Annotated in this window: 13 protein-coding genes; 10 read left to right on the forward strand and 3 right to left on the reverse strand. The window is 73.4% G+C overall.

The window, feature by feature from the left end; translation table 11 throughout:
• Window positions 1-6 precede the first annotated feature (6 nt).
• The 4 genes from iolB (at window position 7) to ACFY7C_RS10215 (ending at window position 4,900) form a co-directional block, all read left to right on the forward strand.
• The gene (gene iolB / locus ACFY7C_RS10200; protein WP_389646764.1) at window positions 7-834 is read left to right on the forward strand and encodes a 5-deoxy-glucuronate isomerase; all 828 of its coding nucleotides are present in this window, start codon (window positions 7-9) and stop codon (window positions 832-834) included.
• Window positions 831-2,687: a 3D-(3,5/4)-trihydroxycyclohexane-1,2-dione acylhydrolase (decyclizing) gene (gene iolD / locus ACFY7C_RS10205; RefSeq protein ID WP_389646767.1), complete on the forward strand. Its 1,857-nt coding sequence runs from the start codon at window positions 831-833 to the stop codon at window positions 2,685-2,687. The genes iolB and iolD overlap by 4 nt, the downstream gene beginning before the upstream one ends.
• 11 nt (window positions 2,688-2,698) lie before the next feature.
• Complete coding sequence (mmsA, locus tag ACFY7C_RS10210; protein ID WP_389646770.1) at window positions 2,699-4,201, forward strand: CoA-acylating methylmalonate-semialdehyde dehydrogenase; 1,503 nt, start codon at window positions 2,699-2,701, stop codon at window positions 4,199-4,201.
• A 75-nt stretch (window positions 4,202-4,276) separates the two neighbouring features.
• Window positions 4,277-4,900, forward strand: coding sequence for a DUF4291 domain-containing protein (locus ACFY7C_RS10215; RefSeq protein WP_389646773.1), 624 nt, complete (start codon window positions 4,277-4,279; stop codon window positions 4,898-4,900).
• A 21-nt stretch (window positions 4,901-4,921) separates the two neighbouring features.
• Here ACFY7C_RS10215 and ACFY7C_RS10220 read toward each other — a convergent pair whose 3' ends face one another.
• Together ACFY7C_RS10220 and ACFY7C_RS10225 are read right to left on the reverse strand one after the other, a co-directional pair.
• Window positions 4,922-6,100 (reverse strand): S8 family peptidase, encoded by a 1,179-nt coding sequence (locus ACFY7C_RS10220; RefSeq protein WP_389646775.1) that lies wholly within the window; start codon window positions 6,098-6,100, stop codon window positions 4,922-4,924.
• Window positions 6,101-6,256: 156 nt separating this feature from the next.
• A complete protein-coding gene (locus ACFY7C_RS10225; protein ID WP_389646777.1) occupies window positions 6,257-6,712 on the reverse strand; it encodes a GNAT family N-acetyltransferase in 456 nt (151 codons plus the stop codon).
• Between the two features lie 125 nt (window positions 6,713-6,837).
• Between ACFY7C_RS10225 and ACFY7C_RS10230 the strand changes: the two genes are divergently transcribed.
• Both ACFY7C_RS10230 and ACFY7C_RS10235 read left to right on the forward strand, forming a co-directional pair.
• Window positions 6,838-9,651 (forward strand): alpha/beta fold hydrolase, encoded by a 2,814-nt coding sequence (locus tag ACFY7C_RS10230; protein WP_389646780.1) that lies wholly within the window; start codon window positions 6,838-6,840, stop codon window positions 9,649-9,651.
• Complete coding sequence (locus ACFY7C_RS10235; protein WP_389646783.1) at window positions 9,648-10,499, forward strand: ABC transporter permease; 852 nt, start codon at window positions 9,648-9,650, stop codon at window positions 10,497-10,499. Before ACFY7C_RS10230 ends, ACFY7C_RS10235 begins: the two co-directional genes overlap by 4 nt.
• A 20-nt stretch (window positions 10,500-10,519) precedes the next feature.
• On the opposite strand, the gene ACFY7C_RS10240 is transcribed toward ACFY7C_RS10235, so the two are convergent.
• Window positions 10,520-11,230, reverse strand: coding sequence for a helix-turn-helix transcriptional regulator (locus ACFY7C_RS10240; protein WP_389646786.1), 711 nt, complete (start codon window positions 11,228-11,230; stop codon window positions 10,520-10,522).
• A 220-nt stretch (window positions 11,231-11,450) separates the two neighbouring features.
• On the opposite strand from ACFY7C_RS10240, the gene ACFY7C_RS10245 reads away from it, so the two are divergent.
• The 4 genes from ACFY7C_RS10245 to ACFY7C_RS10260 all read left to right on the forward strand — a co-directional run bounded on the left by ACFY7C_RS10245 (window position 11,451) and on the right by ACFY7C_RS10260 (window position 15,847).
• Complete coding sequence (locus ACFY7C_RS10245) at window positions 11,451-13,007, forward strand: von Willebrand factor type A domain-containing protein (protein ID WP_389649435.1); 1,557 nt, start codon at window positions 11,451-11,453, stop codon at window positions 13,005-13,007.
• An 18-nt stretch (window positions 13,008-13,025) separates the two neighbouring features.
• On the forward strand, window positions 13,026-13,499 hold the full coding sequence (locus ACFY7C_RS10250) for a DUF1772 domain-containing protein (RefSeq protein WP_389646789.1): 474 nt from the start codon (window positions 13,026-13,028) through the stop codon (window positions 13,497-13,499).
• A 306-nt stretch (window positions 13,500-13,805) separates the two neighbouring features.
• Complete coding sequence (locus ACFY7C_RS10255) at window positions 13,806-14,477, forward strand: ScbR family autoregulator-binding transcription factor (RefSeq protein WP_389646792.1); 672 nt, start codon at window positions 13,806-13,808, stop codon at window positions 14,475-14,477.
• Window positions 14,478-14,917: 440 nt separating this feature from the next.
• The gene (locus tag ACFY7C_RS10260; protein ID WP_389646795.1) at window positions 14,918-15,847 is read left to right on the forward strand and encodes a BTAD domain-containing putative transcriptional regulator; all 930 of its coding nucleotides are present in this window, start codon (window positions 14,918-14,920) and stop codon (window positions 15,845-15,847) included.
• Window positions 15,848-15,935: the final 88 nt, after the last annotated feature.

Raw genomic sequence — 15,935 nt, forward strand, 5'->3', positions numbered from 1 at the left:
AGGACCATGAACGCCACGCCCTCGACCCCATCCCTCCACCTGCCCGCCGGGACGGCCGCCCGCGGCCCGTACGCCGTCGACATCGACCCCGAGCGGGCCGGCTGGACGCACAGCGCGCTGCGCGTCATCGACCTCCCGCCCGGCGGCACCCACACGTACCTGACGGGGAACAGCGAATGGGTGGTGCTTCCGCTGTCCGGGGGCGGTACCGTGCGCGTCGACGGGGAATGCCTCGAACTCGTGGGCCGCGCCAGCGTGTTCGACGGGGTCTCGGACTTCGCCTATGTGCCCAGGGACGCCCACGCCCAGATCGCCTCCGGTGCGGGAGGCCGCTTCGCTTTGGCAGGAGCGAAGTGCGAGCGACGACTCCCCGCCCGCTACGGCCCCGCGCCGGAGGTTCCCGTCGAGACCCGCGGCACCGGCAACCGCAGCCGCGAGGTGCGCAACTTCGCCGCCGCCGGAGCCTTCGACTGCGACCGGCTGATCGCCGTCGAGGTGGTCACCCCGGGCGGCAACTGGTCCTCCTACCCACCCCACAAGCACGACGAGCACCACCCCGGCCGCGAGTCGGTCCTGGAGGAGATCTACCACTACGAGGTCGCGGGCCCGCACGGATACGGCTACCAGCGCATCACCCCCTCCCGCCCCGGCGGCGCCGAGCTCCTCGCCGAGGTCCGCACCGGCGACACCGTCCTCGTACCGGACGGCTGGCACGGCCCGTCCATCGCCCAGCCCGGCCACCCGCTGTACTACCTCAACGTCATGGCGGGCCCGGGACCCGAACGGGAGTGGCGGATCAGCTTCCACCCCGACCACACGGAGGGATACCAGTGACGCGTCTGACCGTCGCCCAGGCCCTGGTGCGCTTCCTCGCCGCCCAGCACACCGAACGCGACGGCGTGCGGCAGCGGCTGATCACCGCCACCTGGGGCATCTTCGGCCACGGCAACGTCGCCGGCATCGGCCAGGCGCTCGTCGAGCACCCCGGCCTCATGCCGTACCACCAGGGACGCAACGAACAGGCCATGGTGCACGCGGCCGTCGGCTACGCCCGCCAGTCCCGCCGCCTCAGCGCCCACGCCGTCACCACCTCCATCGGCCCCGGCGCCACCAACCTGGTCACCGGCGCCGCGCTCGCCACGATCAACCGGCTGCCGGTGCTGCTGCTGCCCGGCGACACCTTCGCCACCCGGCCCGCCGACCCCGTCCTCCAGCAGCTCGAAGTGCCCTACGCGGGCGAGGTGTCCGTCAACGACTGCCTGCGCCCGGTGTCGAGGTACTTCGACCGGATCACCCGCCCCGAGGCGCTGATCCCGGCCGCGCTCGCCGCCGTACGGGTCCTCACCGACCCCGCGGAGACCGGGGCCGTCACCCTCGCCCTGCCGCAGGACGTGCAGGCCGAGGCGTACGACTGGCCCGAGGAGTTCCTCGCCGAGCGGACCTGGACCGTGCGCCGGCCCCGGCCCGACGCGGCCGAACTCGTCGCGGCGGTCCACGCGATCAGGGCCGCCGAGCGGCCGATGATCATCGCGGGCGGCGGGGTGAAGTACAGCGGCGCCGAGGACGCCCTGCGCACGTTCGCCGAGCGGGCCGGCCTGCCCGTCGCCACCACCCAGGCCGGCAAGGGCGTCCTGCCCCACGACCACCGCTGCGACGTCGGCGGCGTCGGCCACACCGGCACCGCCACCGCCGACGCCCTCGCCCGCACCAGCGACCTGATCATCGGCGTCGGCACCCGCCTCACCGACTTCACCACCGCCTCCGGCACCCTCTTCCGCCCCGACACCCGCCTGCTCAACCTCAACATCACCGGCTTCGACGCCCACAAGCAGGCCGCCCAGACCCTCGTCGCCGACGCCCGCGAAGGGCTCACCGCGCTCACCGAGGCCCTCGGCGACCACCACCAGGACCGGGTGCAGTGGCTTTTCTCCAAGCGGGACTGGCAGGAGCGCACCGACCGCGCCTTCGCCGCCCCGGACGAGCACGCCCGCCCCACCCAGACCCAGGTGCTCGGCGTACTCGACACCCTGGTCACCGGGGACGACATCCTGATCAACGCGGCCGGCTCGCTCCCCGGCGATCTCCACAAGCTGTGGCGGGTCCGGTCCGCGGACCAGTACCACGTCGAATACGGCTACTCCTGCATGGGATACGAGATCCCGGCCGCCATCGGCGTCGCCCTCGCCGCGCCCGGCCGCCCCGTCTGGGCGCTCGTCGGCGACGGGACATATCTCATGAACCCCACCGAAATCGTCACCGCCGTCCAGGAGGAACTGCCGATCAAGGTCGTGATCCTCGACAACCACGGCTACGCCTCCATCGGCGGCCTGTCGGAGGCCGTCGGCGCCGAGCGTTACGGCACCGACTACCGCCTCCGCGCCCCCGACGGCTCCTTCACCGGGCCGCCGCTGCCCGTCGACCTGGCCGCCAACGCCGCCTCCCTCGGCATGCGGGTGCTGCGCGCCCGCACCGTCCGTGACCTGCGAGAAGCCCTCGCGGACGCCCGGGAGGCAACGGTTCCCACATGTGTCTACGTCGAGACCGAAACGGCAGACAGTGTGTCGGGCGCGCCCCCCGCCGAGGCGTGGTGGGATGTGCCCGTGGCCGAGACGTCGACCCGCCCGTCGGCGGTCAAGGCCCGCGAGGAGTACGACCGGCACGTCACCGCCCGACGCCGCCATCTGTGAAGGAGTACGCAATGACGAAGACCGTCAACCACTGGATCGGTGGCAAGACCGTCGAAGGCACGTCGGGCAACTGGGGCCCGGTCACCGACCCGGCCACCGGCGCCGTCACCACGCGGGTCGCGCTCGCCTCCGTCGACGAGGTCGACGCCGCCGTCGCCGCCGCCAAGGCGGCGTTCGAGACGTGGGGCACCTCCTCGCTGGCCCAGCGCACCACCATCCTCTTCCGCTTCCGCGCGCTGCTCGACGCCAACCGCGACGCGATCGCCGAACTGATCGTCGCCGAGCACGGCAAGGTGCACTCGGACGCGCTCGGCGAGGTCGCGCGCGGCCTGGAGATCGTCGACCTGGCCTGCGGCATCACCACCCAGCTCAAGGGCGAGCTGTCCACCCAGGTGTCCAACCGGGTGGACGTGGCCGCGATCCGCCAGCCGGTGGGCGTGGTGGCCGGCATCACCCCGTTCAACTTCCCGGCCATGGTGCCGATGTGGATGTTCCCCCTCGCCATCGCCTGCGGGAACACCTTCGTGCTCAAGCCGAGCGAGAAGGACCCGTCGCCGTCCCTGAAGATCGCCGAGCTGCTCGCCGAGGCCGGCCTGCCGGACGGCGTCTTCAACGTCCTGCACGGCGACAAGGTGGCCGTCGACCGGCTGCTCGAGCACCCGGACGTCTCCGCGATCTCCTTCGTCGGCTCCACCCCGATCGCGAAGTACATCCACACCACCGCGTCCGCCAACGGCAAGCGCGTCCAGGCGCTCGGCGGCGCCAAGAACCACATGCTGGTCCTGCCCGACGCCGACCTGGACGCGGCGGCCGACGCAGCGGTCTCGGCGGCGTACGGCTCGGCCGGCGAGCGCTGCATGGCCATCTCCGCGGTCGTGGCCGTCGGCGCCATCGGCGACGAGCTCGTCCAGAAGATCCGCGAGCGCGCCGAGAAGATCAAGATCGGCCCCGGCACCGACCCCACCTCCGAGATGGGCCCGCTCATCACCGCCGTCCACCGCGACAAGGTCGCCTCGTACGTGCACGGGGCGGCGGACGAGGGCTGCGAGGTCGTCCTCGACGGCACCGGCTTGCGCGTCGAGGGCCACGAGAACGGCCACTGGATCGGCCTGTCCCTCCTCGACCATGTCCCGACCACGGCCAAGGCCTACCAGGACGAGATCTTCGGCCCGGTGCTGTGCGTGCTGCGCGCCGACACCTACGAGGAGGGCCTGGCCCTCATCAACGCCTCGCCGTTCGGCAACGGCACCGCCATCTTCACCCGGGACGGCGGCGCAGCCCGCCGCTTCCAGCTGGAGGTCGAGGCGGGCATGGTCGGCGTGAACGTGCCGATCCCGGTGCCGGTGGGCTACCACTCCTTCGGCGGCTGGAAGGACTCGCTCTTCGGCGACCACCACGTCTACGGCAACGACGGCGTCCACTTCTACACCCGTGGCAAGGTCGTCACGACCCGCTGGCCCGACCCGTCCGAGGCGCCGGCCGGCGTGGACCTGGGCTTCCCCCGCAACCACTGACGCCCGCGGAGCACCCGCAAACGAGACCCGTAAACGATTGGCCCCCGGGGCGCGTGTTCCTGCACCCTGGGGGCCATGCCCGTTACGCCTGTTCCGCCGAAGCACCAGATCCGCGCCGTCCACACCGCGACGACGGTGACCGTCTACCAGGCGTACGCCCCGTCCCTCGGCCTCCCGGCGGCCCGCGACGGCCGCTTCCCGCCCGCGTGGAAGCGGGAGCGGATGACCTGGATCAAGCCCTCGTTCCTGTGGATGATGTACCGCTGCGGCTGGGGCCTGAAGCAGGACCAGGAGACGGTGCTCGCCGTCGAGATCACCCGCGAGGGCTTCGAGTGGGCCCTGCGCCACGCCTGCCTGTCGCACTACGTCCGCGGCTTCCACCCCGACCACGCCACCTGGCAGCGCGAGCTGAAGAGCTCCCCGGCCCGGGTCCAGTGGGACCCGGAGCGAGACCTGCGGCTGCGGCCGTTGCCGTACCGCTCGCTGCAACTGGGCCTGGCCGGGGAGGCCTCCCGTCGTTACGCGGACGAGTGGACGGTCGGCATCCGCGACGTGACCCCGCTCGCCCACGAGATCCACGGCCTGGTCCGGGAGGGGCGCCTGACGGAGGCGGAAGCACTGCTGCCCGAGGAGCGGCCGTACCCGGTGGGGGACGGGCTCCTCGGGCGCGTGGTCGACGAGGGCGACGAGTCGGCCTAGGGGCCGGCTACCGGCTGTCGGCTACCAGCGGGAGTACAGGAGCTTGTTCGGGGAGCCGGTCCTCGGGTCCTGGACCTTGCCGGAGGTCGCGTTGGCGACGAGGGCGCTGCTCACCTGGGCCGGGGTGGCCGTCGGGTGGGTGGCGAGGTAGAGGGCCGCGACGCCCGCGGTGTGCGGGGTGGCCATCGAGGTGCCGGAGATGGTGTTGGTCGCCGTGTCGTTGTCCTTCCACGCCGAGGTGATGCTCACGCCGGGCGCGAAGAGGTCGACGCAGGTGCCGTAGTTGGAGAACGAGGCCCGCTTGTCGGCGGAGTCCGTCGCGCCGACCGTGATCGCCTCGGGGACGCGGGCGGGGGAGTAGTTGCAGGTGTTCGCGGGCCAGCCGAGGATGTTGCCGTTGCCGGCGGCGATCGCGTAGGTGACACCGGAGGCGATGGAGCGCTTCACGGCGTCGTCCAGCGAGGTGTTCGCCCCGCCGCCCAGGCTCATGTTGGCGACGGCGGGCTTGACCGCGTTGGCCGTCACCCAGTCGACGCCCGCGATGACCCCGGCCGTGGTGCCCGAGCCGGAGCAGTTGAGGACGCGTACGCCGACCAGCTTCACGCCCTTGGCCACACCGTACTTCGCGCCGCCGACCGTGCCGGCCACGTGGGTGCCGTGGCCCTGGCAGTCCTGGCCGTTCTGCCCGTCACCCACGGTGTCCGTGCCGACCCGGGCCCGCCCGCCGAACTCGCCGTGCGAGGTGCGGATCCCGGTGTCGATGACGTACGCGGTGACGTTCGACGCGGTCGTGTCGTACGTGTACGTCGTCGACAGCGGCAGGTCCCGCTGGTCGATCCGGTCGAGCCCCCAGGTCGCGCCGGGCTGGGTCTCGGCGACCCGTACGGTCGCGTTCTGCTCGACGTACGCCACCCGCGGGTCGGCGGCCAGGGCGGCGGCCTTCGCCCGCGACATCGTGGTCGAGAAGCCCTTGAGCGCCGAGCGGTACTGGTGCTTCGGCGTCACGCCGAGGTCGGCGGCGCGGGTGGAACCGTCCTTGAGGACGACGATCCAGCTGTCGTCGATCGCGAGGGACTCGGGGGCCAGCCGCAGGTCGCCGGTCGGCGTGCCCTGGGCGGCGGGGGAGGCGGCGAACTGGAGGCCGGCGGCGAGCGCGAACACGGGTATCAGCGCTGCGAGGCGGCGGGTGGTGGAGGACATCGGCTGGGGCACCTGAACCTCTCGTCGTGGGGGCACCGGACCGTACGGGCCTGCGCGTGGGGCCGCCGGCGCGTACGGGCACCGCGTCCCGCACGGGGTGGGGGCGCGATGGTGTCCACAGCGTGGCGCTCTTGTCATGTGCTGCACAAGATGGCGTCAGTCCTCGTTCACGTCGCGCCCCTCGAACCCCCACGCGCGCCCCCCGAACCCCCACCCCAGCATCGCGAAGACGCCCTCGTCGGCCGCCCCCGCCGCCCGGTACGTCCGCAGCGCCGCCTCGTTGTCCGTGTCCACGCCCACCCACATCCCGTAGCAGCCGCGCGCCCGCGCCTCGGCCGCCAGCGCCTCCGTGAGCGCCCGCCCGACGCCCCGCCGCCGGTGCCCCTCGTCCACCGACAGCTCGTACAGGCACATCTCCACGCCCTTGTCGGGATGCCGCATCTCGATCCCCGACACGAACCCGGCGGGGAACTCGGCCGCCGCGTACGCGATCAGCAGCACATGCCCCGCCGCCGCCAGAAAGCCCTCCGCCCACTCCGCCCGCGGCGGCGCGTCAAAGAGATGCCCCGCCGCCAGCAGTTCCGCCACCGTCGTCGCCCGCCGGATCTCCACCCGTGCCTCCCGCCTCCGCGTACCGCGTCTGGTGTACGGGACCGTAGTGCGTACGACTCCAGAAGGCCGTCGAACTCCGCCCGGGGGCAGCCGCGGCGCACCGCGGGCCCGCCTAGGCTCGACCCATGAAGCTGCGACTTCCCCGCCAGGGCCTTCCGCGGTGGGCCGCGACCGCCACCGCCCTCGCCGTGCTCACGGGCGGCGCCGGCACCTGGACCGCCGTCGCCTCCGACGATCCCGCGCCCGTGCACCGCGCCGACCGGATGCTCGACCTGGACGGCACCCGCATCGACACCTCGTACTTCACCGCGGGCGACTCCGGGCGCCGTCCCGCCGTGCTCCTCGGCCATGGCTTCGGCGGCTCCAAGGACGACGTCCGCGCCCAGGCCGAGCAGCTCGCCCGCGACGGCTACGCCGTGCTCACCTGGTCCGCCCGTGGCTTCGGCGCCTCCACCGGGCAGATCGGCCTCAACGACCCGGAACGCGAGGTCAAGGACGTCCGCCGACTCGTCGACTGGCTCGCCGGCCGCCCGGAGGTGCTCCTCGACAGGACCGGCGACCCGCGCGTCGGCGTCACCGGCGCCTCCTACGGCGGCGCGGCCGCGCTGCTCGCCGCCGGCCACGACCCGCGCGTGGACGCCGTGGCTCCGCAGATCACGTACTGGAACCTCGCGGACGCGCTGTTCCCGAACGGCGTCTTCAAGAAGCTCTGGGCCGGCATCTTCTTCTCGGCGGGGGCGACGGGGCCGTCGGGGGCGACGGCTTCCGCGGGGGGCACGGACGCGGCGGGCGCCGCGGGCGGCGGCGGTCCCACCGGAGCCGACGGCCCTGCGCGCCCCACCAGCACCACAGGCCCTGCGCGTCCCACCGGTGCTGCGGGCCCCGCGAGCACCGCCAGCGCCACGGGCCCCGCCCGCCCCGGCCCCACGGCCGACACCTGCGGCCGCTTCAGCCCCGAGGTCTGCGCCCTCTACCAGCGCGTCGCCGTCTCCGGAAAGCCCGACCCGGACGCCCGGGCGCTTCTGGAGGCCCGCAGCCCGTCCGCCGTCGGCGCCCGCATCAAGGTGCCCGCGCTGATCGTCCAGGGCCAGTCCGACTCCCTCTTCACCCTCGCCCAGTCCGACGCCATGGCGAGGACCATCGCCGCCAACGGCGCACCCGTCGCCGTCGACTGGACGTCCGGCGGCCACGACGGCGGCGACCGCGAGACCGAGCGGGTCCAGGCCCGTATCACCACCTGGTTCGACCGCCACCTGAAGCGGGACGCGTCCGTCGACACCGGGCCCGCCTTCCGCGTCAGCCGCAGCGGAGGAGTCGACTCCACCGACGGCCGGGCCACCCTGCGCGGCGCCACCGCCGACCGCTACCCCGGCCTCGCCGCGACCCCCGTCTCCGTCGCCCTCTCCGGACCGCCGCGCTCCTTCGCCAACCCGCCCGGCGCGAACCCGCCCGCCCTCTCCGCCGTGCCCGGCCTCGGCGGCGGCCTCTCCCAGCTGTCCTCGCTCGGCGTGGGCCTCTCCCTCGACTTCCCCGGCCAGTTCGCCGCCTTCGACGCCCGGCCGCAGACCCGGCCGATCCGCGTCACCGGCGCCCCCACCGTGCGCGTACGCGTCAGCTCCACCGCCGCCGACGGCTCGGCGATCCTCTTCGCCAAGGTGTACGACGTGGGCCCGGACGGCCGGCAGCAGATCCTGCCCGCCCAACTGGTCTCCCCGGTCCGGGTGGAGGACGCCGCCCGGGGCCGCGAGGTGACGCTGCCCCTCCCCGCCGTCGACCACGAGGTGGCCGCCGGGCACCGGCTGCGACTCGTGCTCGCCGCCACCGACCTCGGTTACGCCTCGCCGGCCGCGCCCGCCACGTACACCGTCGCCGTCCGCGGCCCCCTCACCGTCCCGACCGCACCCGCCGTGACCACCCAGGCCGCGGCACTCCCGTGGTGGGTGTGGGGCCTGCCGGCCGGCGGTCTCGTCGTCGCGGCGGCGCTGCTGCTCACCGCCCGCCGCCGGACGGTCGCCCCGGCCCCCGACCCCGCCCTCGCGGACGTCCCGCTGCGGATCACCGGCCTGACGAAGAAGTACAAGGGCGGCGACCGCTACAGCGTCCGCGATCTGTCCTTCCGCGTCGAACAGGGCCAGGTCCTCGGTCTGCTCGGCCCCAACGGCGCCGGCAAGACCACCACCCTGCGCATGCTGATGGGCCTGATCACCCCCGACGAGGGCGAGATCCGGGTCTTCGGTCACGCCATCCGCCCGGGCGCGCCGGTGCTCTCCCGGGTCGGCGCCTTCGTCGAGGGTGCCGGCTTCCTGCCGCACCTGTCCGGGCGGGAGAACCTGGAGCTCTACTGGAAGGCCACCGGCCGCCCCGCCGAGGACGCCCACATCGACGAGGCGCTGCGGATCGCCAACCTGGGCGGCGCCCTGGAACGCGCCGTCCGCACCTACTCCCAGGGCATGCGGCAGCGGCTCGCCATCGCGCAGGCCATGCTCGGCCTGCCGGACCTGCTGATCCTGGACGAGCCGACGAACGGCCTCGACCCGCCGCAGATCCGCGAGATGCGGGAGGTCATGATCCGTTACGCGGCGGGCGGCCGGACCGTCATCGTCTCCAGCCACCTCCTCGCCGAGGTCGAACAGTCCTGCACCCACCTCGTGGTGATGGACCGCGGCGGCCTGGTCCAGGCGGGCCCCGTCGAGGAGATCACCGGCTCCGGCGACACCCTGCTCGTCACCCTCGGCGGCCCGGTGCCGGACGCGGTGGTGGAGAAGCTCGGAGCCGTACGCGTGGACGGCGGCCTGCTCGTCCGCCTCGACGCCGCCGGTCTCCCCGACGCCACCGCCCTGATCGGCGAACTCGTCCGGCTGGACGTGCCGGTGACCGGGGTGGGCCCGCACCGGCGTCTGGAGGACGCGTTCCTGACCCTGATCGGAGAGACCGCATGACCGCCGTAGCCGCCCCCGGATACGCGTCCGCCCGCACGCTGCCGCTGCGCGTGGAGGCCGTACGCCAGCTGAAGCGCCGCCGCACCCTGGTGATGGGCCTGATCCTGGCCGCCCTGCCCTTCGTCCTGATCGTCGCCTTCGCGATCGGCGGCTCCCCGGACGGATCGCGGAACGGCCGGATCACCCTCATGGACACGGCGACCGCCTCCGGCGCCAACTTCGCCGCGACCTGCCTCTTCGTCTCGGCGGGCTTCCTCCTGGTGATCCCGGTCGCCCTCTTCTGCGGCGACACGGTCGCCTCGGAGGCCGGCTGGTCCTCCCTGCGCTACCTGCTCGCCGCGCCCGTGCCCCGCGCCCGGCTGTTGTGGTCCAAACTCGCCGTGGCCCTCGGCTTCAGCGCCGCCGCGATCCTGCTGCTCCCGCTGATCGCCCTCGCCGCCGGCACCGTCGCCTACGGCTGGGGCCCGCTGCGGCTCCCCACCGGCGGCTCCCTGACCGCGAGCGACGCCCTCCTCCGGCTCGCCCTCGCGACCGCCTTCGTCTTCGTCTCCCAACTCGTCACGGCAGGCCTCGCCTTCTGGCTCTCCACCCGCACCGACGCCCCCCTCGGCGCCGTCGGCGGCGCCGTCGGCCTCACCATCATCGGCAACGTCCTCGACGCGGTCACCGCCCTCGGCGACTGGCGCGCCTTCCTCCCGGCCCACTGGCAGTTCGCCTGGGCCGACGCCCTCCAGCCTCACCTGGAATGGTCGGGCATGGCCAAGGGCACGGCCATCTCGGTCACCTACGCGCTGGTGCTCTTCGCGCTCGCCTTCCGGGGCTTCGCGCGCAAGGACATCGTCTCCTGAGGAGACCGAGCCCGCGGAGGTCACACCCACCCCCTTCGAGCCGCTTCCGCCCCCGCGCGGAAGCGGCTCGTCGTGCCCAGGGCCGCCATCAGTTCGCCCACCCGGCGGCTGTAGGTGCGGGGGGACATGCCCAGGCGGGTGGCGGCCGTTTCGTCGGTGAGGCCGGCGAGGAGGGCTTCGAGGACGGGGCGGAGTTGTGGGGGGAGGTCGGGGGAGGGGGTGGTGAGGCCCGCGAGTTCCTGGCTCGTGTCCCAGGCGGCGTGGTGGGCGCGGACCAGGGCCTGGACGACGACGGGGTCGCGGATCAGGAGGAGGCCGTTGTAGTGGAGGCGGAGGTCCAGGGGGACGGCCGCGACCGTGCGGTCGACGACGATCATCTTGAAGGGGATGGAGTCGGCGACCCGCGCCCGTCCCGGCACCCGCACCGCGTCCACCACGTGCGGCACGGCATGACGCGGCACGATCCGGCGCACCTCGCCCGCCCGCTCCGCCGCCGCGCGCATGCACGCTCCCGCCAACTCCAGGAACGGCTCGGGGATCGCATGCGCCGCGGAGGCGGCCGGGTCGTCGAAGGTCAACAGCTCGTGCCGGGCCGAGGCGGCCAGGCCCGCCAGGGCCGCGCTGACCCGGCGGGTGCCGCGGACCGGGCGCCCGGGAGGACGCTGCGGCTCCGGGCCGGCGCGGCCCATCGCCGAACGGGCGAGCATCACGGAGCCCGCAGTCTCTGCCACCGCTGACCACCCCCGCCCGATCGGTGTGCCACTCCATGTACGCATGCGACTGCGTACGGTGACAACCCCTGTTGACAAAGCTGGCGAGTCCCTGCCACCACGGCGTGCCCCCGCCGCCGTTGCCGCATTGAGATCCTTCCGCAACCCCTTCGTCTGCTCCTTCCGGCGCCGCCGAACGTCACATTCACAAGTGCCGTACCTCGAAGGGGACATGGGGGAGATGCTCGTGCGACGAAGGCTTTCCAGGGCCGCGACCGCCGGACTGCTCGGCGGAGCGCTGCTGTTGACCGCGTGCAGTGCCGGATCCGACGGCGTCCGCAACCCGACCAGCGCCGACCACGGCGCACCCGACCACCGGGCGCCCGACCGCGGCGCACCCGACCGTGCCGCACCGCCCTCCGCCGAGGCCCCGGATCGGCAGCGGCTCTCCACCTTCGCCCTCGACGTCGACACCGCCTCCTACGGCTACGCCCGCCGCGCCCTCGCCGAGGGCCGGCTGCCCGACCCGGCGGACGTACGGCCCGAGGAGTTCGTCAACAGCTTCAGGCCCGACTACCCCCGGCCGAAGGACAACGGCTTCAGCGTCACCCTCGACGGCGCCCGCTCGGACGCCGCCGGCTGGTCGCTGGTGCGGGTCGGACTCGCGACCCGGCCGAGCGACGGCGAACGCCCGCCCGCCGCCCTCACGTTCGTCGTCGACGTCTCCGGCTCGATGGCCGAGCCGGGCAGGCTCGACCTGGTCAAGGAGTCCCTCGGGCTGCTCGCCGACCGGCTCCGCGACGACGACTCGGTCGCCCTCGTCACCTTCAGCTCCGACGCCGAGACCGTCCTGCCCATGACCCGGGTCGGCGGCAACCGCGAGCGCCTCCACGACGTCGTCGACGCCCTCGCGACCAGCAGCTCCACCAACGTCGAGGCGGGTGTCCGCACCGGCTACGACGTCGCCGTCGAGGGACACCGCGAGGGCGCCACCAACCGGGTCGTGCTGCTCTCCGACGCCCTCGCCAACACCGGCGACACCGACGCCGAGGGGATCCTGGAGCGGATCGCCGAGGCGCGCCGCGCGTACGGGATCACCCTGTTCGGAGTCGGTGTCGGCAGCGAGTACGGCGACGCCTTCATGGAGAAGCTCGCCGACAAGGGCGACGGCAGCACCACGTACGTCTCCACCCCCGGCCAGGCCCGCAAGGTCTTCGTCGACCAGCTGCCCGGTCATGTCGAGCTGCGCGCCCGCGACGCCAAGGCGCAGGTCGCGTTCGACCCGAGGACCGTGGAGAGCTTCCGGCTGATCGGTTACGAGAACCGCGAGGTCGCCGACGAGGACTTCCGCGACGACCGGGTCGACGGCGGTGAGATCGGCGCCGGGCACACGGTGACCGCGCTGTACGCGGTGAAGCTGCGGCCAGGTGGGAGCGGCCGGGTCGCCACCGCCACGGTCCGCTGGCTCGACCCGGCCACCCGCGCCCCGCACGAGCGGTCCGGCACGGTGGACACCGCCGCGCTGACCGCCCCCCTGTGGGGCGACGGGCACGACAGCCTCCAGCTGACCGCCATCGCCGCCTACTTCGCCGACCGGCTGCGCGGCGGATCGGTGCCCGGCGCGCCCGCCCTGTCCGGCCTCGCCGCGCGGGCCGGCGCGCTGGCCGAGCGGGCGCGCTCGGCGTCCGTACGGGAGTTGGCGGAGGCGATCCGCCGGGCCGACGGGCTGGGCGCGTCGGACCGCGGCCCGGCCGACGGGCCGGGCGCTTCGGCCGATCACGACCCGTACGCGGGCTGATCGGCCATCATGGTGCCCATGGCCGCCCTGCTGCTCGCCCTCGCCGTCGTCTCCACCGGGCTCTACGCCGGGTTCATGCTGATCTTCGGGACCGGTGTGATGCCCGCCCTGGCCCGGCTGACGGACGAGGAGTTCGTCCGTGCCATGCGGCGGATCAACGAGTACGTGCCGAGGCCGGTGTTCCTGCTGGTCTTCCTCGGGGTCGTCGCCTTCCCGGCGGCGGCCCTGTTCGTGCCCGTCGACGGGCGGACCGACACGCAGCGGTGGCTGGTCGTGGCCGGGCTCGTGTGCGCGGTGGCGAACCACCTGGTGACCATCGGCGGCAACATCCCGCTCAACACCGCCCTCGCCGCCGCCGAGTCGACGGACGAGCCGCCCGCCGCCGTCCGGGCGGCCTTCGAGAAGCGCTGGAACGGCTTCCACCGCGTCCGCACCCTGCTGATCCTGGCGTCCTTCGGGCTGCTCACCGCCTCGGCGGTCGTCACAGGTTGACCGGCCGTCACATGCCGACCCCGCGCCCGACGCGACCGCGGGGTCGGTTTTCCGGTTGCCCAGAGTGACATCGGCCGTCTTCGGAGCGGACCGCCGGACCCCGCCCGGAGGCCCGACCTGACGTTCTCGTACGCGGGCGTGCTGTCAAAGCGCCTGGTCAGAGGCATGGTTGTCCGACAGGCAAGATGCCCGGGTTCTCTGCGAACAGGGCTTCGGGTATCTTCCAGCTGCCGGAAAATTGGTACCCCCGGGTTTGTTTTCTGCCACCGGGATGCCGGTTCGGGCGATGAGAGGGACGTGACTCCCATGGCGAAGCAGGATCGGGCGATCCGCACCCGCAAGGCGATCCTGGAGGCGGCCGCGGCCGTCTTCGACGAGCGGGGCTACGAGGCCGCCAAGCTCTCCGACATCCTGGCGCTGGCCCAAGTGACCAAGGGCGCGCTCTACTTCCACTTCGACTCCAAGGAAGACCTCGCGCACGCGGTGATCGACGCCCAGGTGTCGGTCGTGCCCACGGCGCCGCCGCAGATCTCCAAGGTGCAGGAGTTCGTCGACGTCGGCATGGTGTTCGCGCACCGGCTGACCAGGGACCGGGTGCTGAGCGGCAGCGTGCGGCTGACCCTCGACCAGGGCGCGCACGACCTCAATCGCAGCGGCCCGTACCGCGAGTGGACCGAGATCAACCTGCGCCTGCTCAACGAGGCCAAGGACCGCGGCGAGCTGCTTCCGCACGCCGACCCGGAGGAGGTGGCCCCGCTCGTCGTGGGCGCCTACGCCGGCCTCAACCTGATGACCCACGCCCTGGAGGGCGACCGGTCGTCGCTGGAGCGCTGGGCGTCGGCGCTTTACCACCACTTACTGCCCAGCATCGTGGTGCCGTCGGTGCTCACCATGCTCGACCTGGAGCCGGGTCGAGGTGCGCGTGCCCTCGGCCTCGCGGTGACGGATGCCGTTCCCTCGGAGGAAGCCGCCTTCTAACGGCGCTCCCCGCTGACGTCCTGACGTCCTGACCTCCTGATGCCCTGATGCCTCTGATGGCCCCTCTGGAGCGCCGTCCGGTGTGCCGGCCTGCGCTGTCCGCGGGCGGGAGGCTCCCTGGAGTACGCGCCCTGGACGGGGCATGATGAGGGCAAACAAAACCGCCGTGCTGGTTTGTTGAAGCGCCTGGCCAGAAGCCACCCGCACGGCTGCCGGAAATCGACCCCCAAAGCATACCCGCGAGTCCAGTAAGTGGATCCCCGGGTACGTTTCGTCGACCCCTGGCACTTCCTTGATGGTCGCGAAGCGGTGTAAAACGGGCAATATTTCCGTCCGCGAGGTCCTGTCTTTCCGTACCGCCCGGTTTCTTATTGACATGCACCGCGGTCTCTTTTCTAATCGTCCAGGGTCATCCCGTGCGCAGACGCTGAGGGGGCAAGGTGGACGTCCGGATCCTGGGGGGACTTTCGGTGCGCGAGAACGGGGTGTCGGTCACCCCGACCGCCGCCGCGCCGCGACAACTGCTCGCCCTGCTCGCCGCCGGTGCCGACCAGATCGTCCCGGTCTCCGTCCTCATGGAGGAGGTGTGGCCGTCCGGGGCGCCGCGCGGAGCACGCGCCGAACTCCACACCCACATCCTCGGGCTGCGGTCCCTGATCGCCACGGCGCTGCCCGGCGGCCGGGGCGGTGGCGACGGACGCACCGCCGAGACCGTGCTCGCCGCCCAGTCCGGCGGCTACCGCCTCGACACCGGCGGCGGCTCCCACGACGTCTGGCAGTTCGAGCGGGCGGCCGGCGCCGGATACCGGGCCATGGAAGCGGGCGACCTCCCCCGCGCCGCCCTCCGCCTCGGCGAGGCCCTCGCCCTCTGGCGCGGCGAGCCGTACGCGGGCGTCGACGCCGGACCCCGGCTGCGCGCGGAGATCGAGCGCCTGGAGGCGTCCCGGCTCAGCGTGCTCGACCAGTGGGTGGAGGCGCAGTTGGGCCTCGGCCGGCACGCCGAGATGGTGCCCGAGCTCGCCGTGCTCGCCGCCCGACACCCCGTCAACGAGTCGCTGCACGCCCAGTTCATGGTCGCCCTGCTGCGCTCGGGCCGCACCGACGACGCCCTGGAGGCCTTCCACCGGCTCTGCGTGGCGTTGCAGCGGGACGGCGGCCGTGAGCCCTCGGCGCGCCTGCGCCGCCTCCACCGCTCGCTCCTGACCGTACGGGACGCCGCCCGGCCCCGCGTACCGGCGCAGGCGCACACGCACACGCAGGTCTCGTGGTCACGGACCCCCCGGTTCGCGCCGTCCCTCACCGTCGCGCCGGCCGCCGCGGCGGTCACCGCGGGAACGGCCGCGGCCGTCCCCGCGGGTGCCTCGGCCTGACGCAAGGGATGCAAGGGGCGGAAGGGGCGGAAGGAGAGGGAGCGGGCATGACGGGAACGAAGTGGTCGATCTCACCGTTGACCGGCGC

Source organism: Streptomyces sp. NPDC012769 (assembly GCF_042901205.1).
In the GTDB taxonomy this organism is placed as follows: Bacteria; Actinomycetota; Actinomycetes; order Streptomycetales; family Streptomycetaceae; genus Streptomyces.